Origin of the sequence: uncultured Methanobrevibacter sp., from assembly GCF_905235195.1 — an archaeon.
Lineage (GTDB): Archaea > Methanobacteriota > Methanobacteria > Methanobacteriales > Methanobacteriaceae > Methanarmilla.
Window position 1 is genome coordinate 25,191 of sequence record NZ_CAJOKH010000031.1, and the last position, 6,737, is coordinate 31,927.

Annotated in this window: 6 protein-coding genes; 2 read left to right on the forward strand and 4 right to left on the reverse strand. The window is 24.2% G+C overall.

Annotated features, from left to right (window positions below):
* Positions 1-106: 106 nt before the first annotated feature.
* The 4 genes from QZ146_RS04805 to QZ146_RS04820 all read right to left on the reverse strand — a co-directional run bounded on the left by QZ146_RS04805 (position 107) and on the right by QZ146_RS04820 (position 4,969).
* On the reverse strand, positions 107-1,216 hold the full coding sequence (locus QZ146_RS04805; protein WP_295722519.1) for an adenosylcobinamide amidohydrolase: 1,110 nt from the start codon (positions 1,214-1,216) through the stop codon (positions 107-109).
* Positions 1,217-1,439: 223 nt separating this feature from the next.
* Entirely contained in the window at positions 1,440-2,123 is a 684-nt protein-coding gene (locus tag QZ146_RS04810) for an ECF transporter S component (protein WP_295722520.1), read from the reverse strand.
* Between the two features lie 66 nt (positions 2,124-2,189).
* Positions 2,190-3,998, reverse strand: a complete 1,809-nt coding sequence (locus QZ146_RS04815; protein WP_295722521.1) for an ABC transporter ATP-binding protein — start codon at positions 3,996-3,998, stop codon at positions 2,190-2,192.
* Entirely contained in the window at positions 3,989-4,969 is a 981-nt protein-coding gene (locus QZ146_RS04820; RefSeq protein WP_295722522.1) for an energy-coupling factor transporter transmembrane component T, read from the reverse strand. Before QZ146_RS04820 ends, QZ146_RS04815 begins: the two co-directional genes overlap by 10 nt.
* Positions 4,970-5,821: 852 nt before the next feature.
* Between QZ146_RS04820 and QZ146_RS04825 the strand changes: the two genes are divergently transcribed.
* Together QZ146_RS04825 and QZ146_RS04830 are read left to right on the forward strand one after the other, a co-directional pair.
* The gene (locus QZ146_RS04825; RefSeq protein WP_295722523.1) at positions 5,822-6,103 is read left to right on the forward strand and encodes a hypothetical protein; all 282 of its coding nucleotides are present in this window, start codon (positions 5,822-5,824) and stop codon (positions 6,101-6,103) included.
* A gap of 229 nt (positions 6,104-6,332) precedes the next feature.
* Positions 6,333-6,641 (forward strand): hypothetical protein, encoded by a 309-nt coding sequence (locus QZ146_RS04830; RefSeq protein WP_295722524.1) that lies wholly within the window; start codon positions 6,333-6,335, stop codon positions 6,639-6,641.
* Positions 6,642-6,737 lie beyond the last annotated feature (96 nt).

A 6,737-nucleotide genomic window follows, 5' to 3' on the forward strand; every position in this document is an offset into this window, starting at 1 on the left:
ATATTTAGTATAATGATACCTTAAAAATAATAATATGAATTTTTATAACTTTCTTTAAAAATCTTTTTATATAAAATAAATAATTTAATAATAATATTAAATGATTTTATTGGATTTGATTGTCTATAACATATTTTAAAAGTAATTTCATAGAATACCAATCCTTCCTATTGAAATATGTATTTAAAATAGATTTAGAAACATTTAAAGAAGCTTTTTTACTTAATAAACCAAGTCTATATTGATCAATAATATGGATAATTAATGAAACATATCCTACAAGCTCAGGATTTTTAGAAATTTTAACTAAAGATATAATAAATTCTTCTTTCTCTTTTTGACTTTTAACAGATATATACTCATTATAGAATGGTTCCAGATTCATTTGATATCTATTTAATCTTATAAGAGCATTTAATTGATAAGTTGGAGTTAACCATTGAAGTTTAGCTAAAGAATTTTTTATAGATTTAATTACAGCTTTTCCAATCAACTCTCCAATTTTTGCATGTTTGCTCATATTTTCAATAAAGTTTTCACTATCTAAGTTTGAAAATATTGCAATTCCATCAGTACCAGTTCCTGTAGCAATATTGTTAGAATAATTACTTGAAGTCATCAAATCTCTTAAAGCTACTGTTTTTGCCTCAACAGCAATCATTTCTGCTAAAAGAAGAGAGCTTTCATCTAATTTAGCATTGATTAAAATAATAGTATTGATTGTTCCAGGTTTTTTAGGATTAATTTTAGTATTTAAATCTGAATAAAGATTATATTCACCATTAATTTCATAATATGAAGCCTCATCACCAGCAGACACTTGATTTACTCTAACACCAGCAGTTGTGATAGCTACAACTTCAATTTTATCATAACTTTCAATTGCAATAGAATATTTATTAATATCTGCAGAAGTAACCATTCCACTTAAATTCTCATTATTTAAATTTAATTGCTTAAAATAATCTTTTGATAATTTTTCCAAAAACTTCAATATTCCTCCATTGTAGTATTTATCAATATTTTCTTGTGACAACTGATGATTAAATACTGCAGTTAAATCTTCTCTATATCCACCATTTAACCAAGATGTTACTATACCATTTTTTTTAGTTTGAAATTTCACTACTATAGAATCATGATTTAAATATATTTCATCTTGATTTATTGTTTTTGAAATAAGTTTAAATTCTTCTTTTTTATCTTCTGTTATCATAGAAACATCACATAAATTCATAAGTAAAAAAATATTTCCTAAGGAATATTATTTTTAATTTTATATAAAATTTAAAGTTTAAAATATATATAATATAATATTAATTATTTAATCTTTATAATAAAAAAAGTGAAGGATTTATTAAAATATATAGTAAATTTAAAAAAAAAATAAAATTAAGGAATTTAATTAATAAATCCTTAATTTAATGTTTATTCTGGATTTAAGTATTTGAACTTATTATATTTGGAAGATATTTATCTTTAACTCTTTCAAATATCTTTTTAAACCAGTTATATAATATTGCTAAAAGTATTGCATTTGACACACCATGAGTTAAATCATAGGTTAATCCTGCAATAACTATTGCAAAGTATTGACTGATTTCTATTGTACTTCCAGCGAAGAAAAGTGCGGAGATATCTGTTATCCAACCATATAAAAATCCCCATACAAATCCAAATATTAATCTGAAAGGTATACTATCAAATTTGGAAGTTAAATATCCGGCACTTGCTCCCATAAGTCCCCAAGCTAGCATTTGGAAAATAGTCCATTCTCCCAAACCACCAAAAAAGCTAGTGACTAAAGCAGTAAGAGCACCTACGAGGAATCCTTCTTCCTTACCAATAACAACACCTACCATTATTATAATAAATGAAGCTAGGTTTACAGATGGTATTGATACTAAAAGGAGTCGTCCAACAGTTGCAATTGCAGTTAATACAGCTATTAAAACTATAGATTCAACTGGTGGTTTTGACTGTTCATACATTTTAAAAACAAAATATATTATACCTATAATAAGTAAAAGTCCAAAAATCAAAAGTAAAATTGAAAGTGAACTATTAGCAGCCCCTCCACTTATATTAGTAGCCAAAATTTGAATAAAATCTTGAATTATCATATTACACCTCTAAATAATAATTTATTTAATAATAATTTAAGAAAAATCAATAATTTATCTTAAAATTTATTCTAAACCCCATAAGGTCTTAACATCATCTAATGTAACAGCCTGAGGGATATAATCTTTTACCATTCTATTTACAAAGGTTGTATAAAAGTTATTTTCCTTAAATATGAGCTTAGGAGTATCATCAATTTGAATATCTTTATCAAATAGCATTATACAACGCTTACAATTTTCTGCAACAAAATCAAGGTCATGACTTGTCATAATTATGGTTATGCCCTGACTAATTAAAGTATTTAAAATATTTGCCATATTTTTATTAGATATTGGATCTAAACCTTTAGTAGGTTCATCTAAAATTAAAACATCAGTATTTTGAACTAATGTCTTAAGCATAATAATTTTTTGTTGTTCACCTCCACTACAATCATAAGGATGATTATCAATCAAATGTGAAATATCAAAGAAATTTATTAAATCTTTAAAACTATAATTAATGTTTTTAAATTTTAGTTTGTTTAAAATATCAGATTCTATAAAATTTTCCCCCTCTAATTTTAAAAGACTATTATAAATGTCTTTATTGAATTCTTCTTGATGATAATAGTTAGAATTTAATATTGATTCTAAAAATTCTTCTTTAATAGTATCTTTAGAAAAATGTATCATAGGGTTTTGATGAACATAAGCTATCTTTAAATTTTTGCTATATTTTACTTTTCCTTTTATAGGCTTTAAAATCCCTGCTAATACTTGTAGAAATGTTGATTTACCTGCACCATTTCCTCCAATTAAACTTACAAAGTCTCCTTTGTTTAATTTAAAATCAATATTTTTTAAAACCAGATTTTTCTTCTCATATGCAAAATAGATATCATTCATGCTTATAAGAGTATCTTTATTATTTGAAAATGGAAGTATGTCTTTAATTGTTTTTTTAGTAGAATTAAATTTTTTAGTATTTCCAGATACATTAGCTTCAGTGAAACTGTTATTTTTTTCCATATTTTCATTTATTTTCATTAGATTATCATGAATTGTATCAAGGTATTGTCTTCCTTGTCGAATACTTAATGGAGTATTTGTGTATTTTCCATATTTATTGGATAGCTCATTATAAATTTTGGTTACAGTTGGAAGATAGTTTGCAAATATCTCATCATTTATCACTTCTTTACATATCTCACGACTATTATTGTTAAAGACAATTTTACCATCTTTTAGAAATACCGCATAATCAATAAATGGAAATATTCTATCAGACTTATGTTCACTCATAATAATAGTTATGGAGAACTCTTCATTCAATCTTCTAATAATAGATAAAAATTCATATGAAGCAATAGGATCTAATTGAGACATAGGTTCATCAAGAAGAAGTACTTTAGGTCTTAAAACCAATAACGAACAAAGATTAATCAACTGCTTTTGTCCACCAGATAGTTCATGGACTTTCTTATGTAAAAGATCATTTATTCCAAAGAAAGCAACAATTTCACTTATACGATTTCTTATCTCTTCAGTTGGTAGTCCAATATTTTCAAGTGGAAATGCAATTTCCTGAATAACAGTATCTGTAACTATTTGACTGTCAGGATTTTGGAAAAGATAACCTATTTCACATGCAGAAATAGAGTCTTCTAATTTGGAAATTTCACATCCATTATATTTAATATGGCCTTCACCTACTCCACTTGGCATTAATTCTTTTTTTAAATTAGTTAAAAGAGTAGTTTTACCACATCCTGATGGCCCACATAGAAGAACAAAATCTCCAAAGTTAATATTAAGATTAATATTCTCTAAGGATTTTTTTGTAGAATTTAAATATGAAAAACTATAATTATCAAATTCTATTAATGCCATAACAAACGCTCCTTAATTTCCAAATAAATTAATGGTAATAAAAATATTATAAATGCAAAATAATAGATATTTAAAGGCAAATCACTAAATGAAAAATCAAAAGACGGATAAATATTAATTATACCATATCCTTGCATAAATCCTGCTGTAACTATTGATACAGTGAAAATAATAAGCAGTAAGAAGAATATATCTGCAAGAGAATAATCATAAGATAAATAACTTGTTCTATTATAAGCATTATATCCTCTAGCTTTCATAGATTTTGCTGTAAACATTGATTCTTCTAAAGACCATGAAACCGTTACAGCCATAATTTTTCCAATAACTTTTGATTCTTCTCTAATTTTATGGAATTTTTTTGATGAATTTAACTTAGCTAAAAATTTAGAATTAGAAGAAGATTCTATATTTGATATATTAGAGTCAAATTCTTCTAAATTATTATCATCATTACTATTTTCTAAGTTAATCTCCACACCATTTGATTTTAATTTATTTAATTTTTGAATTTCAATAGTTCGTGAATTAATAAGAGGAACAAATCTTAAAGCCATAACTATTACCATAGATATAACTGGAAGCCTTTTAGAGAAAATATAAAGCATATCCTGATAAGTAACTGATCTATTATATGATGAGAAGATTAAAATAACAATTAAAAGTGCTAAAGACATTAGAACACCAAATGCAAATGCCTCATAAGTTATAAAAAAGTTTTTAAACAAATAAATCTTATGAACTCCCTGCTTATTAAGCAATGGATTCAGTATTATAATTAGTATACTTAAAGGTAAAAATAACTTCATTATATTCTTTAATTCAGAACTAATTCCCTGTAGTGAAATTAATACTAAAATTAAAATTAAAAAGCTTAAAAGAAAATAAGGGTCACGTATAATAAATGCAAAGACAATCATTATAAAATAATAAATTAAATAAACTAGTGGATGTATTCTTGTAAGTTCCATATTATTATCCCATTTTACATTTTCTTAAAATTGTATACTGATTATTATAGATATATGTAATTGGAATATATAAATGTTTCTTTAAAAAATATAAAGTTAATTTGAATAAATTTCTAAAAAAATCTAACTCATTTTAATAGTAAATCAATTTTATAAATTAATGACCCTAAATAAGGATTAAAAATTGTTTAAAAAATTTATATATTCTTTATTTAAAATATCATTTAAAATTAATAGAGATTATAAAAAATTTATACTTACAAATTATTTTTTTATTTTATGAAATAATTTTAAAAATTTAAAAATTCAAAAAAGATACAATTATTAAAAAATTTAATTTAAAGATAAAATTAAATAAAACTAATTAAATATAATAATCTATTACAGAAATAGATTGGTTTAAATTTGAAAATAAAGATAAGGATTTTCCTTTTTATAATAAAAACCCCTACATTCCGAAATGGGGTTGGAATGTTTTATTGATTGCTACATTAATTGGACTAATCTTTTCTATAAATTCTAATATTATATTTGTAATATTATCATGTATTGTTCTTATTGTTCCAGTTTTATATTTCTTAAATTGGGATTATAAAGCAATATTTCAAAAAACCTAGCTTTAAAGATATACTTCTAGCTATTGGTCTTTTTATTGGATATATAATATATACTCTAGTTATAGGGTATTTATTACAAGGTGCCGGCGCTCATGGTGCAAACAAAACTAAAGATGATTTTTATACTAATAGTGATGTTAAGCCAAGTAAAAGCAAAGGTGAACTTAGTGCATATGATGTGGCTGAAAGACAAAGAGATAAGAATCTATAAAAAAAAATATGGAGGGGATTAATTATGAGAGAGATAGATGAATCTAAATATCCTATGACTGAAGAGGAATATATTAAAAGAATTAAAGAATTATATCTTGAGCATAGTACATGGGATATGCCTACTAAATTAGGATACATAAACAGTGAACAAGGATTAGAAGATATGAAAGACGAATATAGAAATTCATGCGGGTATTATGATCAATATGTGAATGACTATCCTGATTACCCAAATACTGCATTTGAGGAATGTGGTTTATTAAGCTGTGTTAGTGAATTGGATCTATTAACGGAGTTTTATTGATAATAATTTAAAATAGTATTGATGAGTATTTAACTGAAAACTAAACTTAAATATCATTTTATGTTTAATTTAATTCTTTAAACCCTTATTTTACGAAACTTGATGAGGTAAATATTCCAATGTGGATTAAAAAGTAGGTAAAGATAGTGAACTTCAATTATTAATTCACAATCATCCATTTCACACTTCTCCATTTCCATCATTCGATGATTTTGAGAATTTCACAACATTGGGAATTAAATATGGGGTTGTTACAAATGACTATGGTACCATTATTATTAAAAATAATGAAATTGAAAAAAATAAAAAATTACTTGAAATTAAAGATAAAAATGGAGAAATTATATTAAAAAAAAGTATAAATAAAATTAGAGATAATATGATTGATGATTTTGAAAAAATTTCTAACATTAATTTTGATGAGGAAAATTCAGAACACAATGAATTAATTAGCGAATTTGTAGATAACCATAAAGAAAAATATATTAAACAATATCAAAATGTTTTAAATGATTTTGATATGAAGATAATATTTTAGGGGCCTGAATTTTTTAGTTCTCAGATAATTGTTGTATTGCTGTTTTTGAGTTAAATCCTAGTAATATGATTAATGCTCCTAAAAATACATTCAAAT

What these genes read in the sequence shown, in the direction of transcription:
- QZ146_RS04805 (WP_295722519.1), bottom strand. Translation starts at nt 1,216, where the DNA reads ATGATAACAGAAGATAAAAAAGAAGAATTTAAACTTATTTCAAAAACA.
- QZ146_RS04810 (WP_295722520.1), bottom strand. Translation starts at nt 2,123, where the DNA reads ATGATAATTCAAGATTTTATTCAAATTTTGGCTACTAATATAAGTGGA.
- QZ146_RS04815 (WP_295722521.1), bottom strand. Translation starts at nt 3,998, where the DNA reads ATGGCATTAATAGAATTTGATAATTATAGTTTTTCATATTTAAATTCT.
- QZ146_RS04820 (WP_295722522.1), bottom strand. Translation starts at nt 4,969, where the DNA reads ATGGAACTTACAAGAATACATCCACTAGTTTATTTAATTTATTATTTT.
- QZ146_RS04825 (WP_295722523.1), top strand. Translation starts at nt 5,822, where the DNA reads ATGAGAGAGATAGATGAATCTAAATATCCTATGACTGAAGAGGAATAT.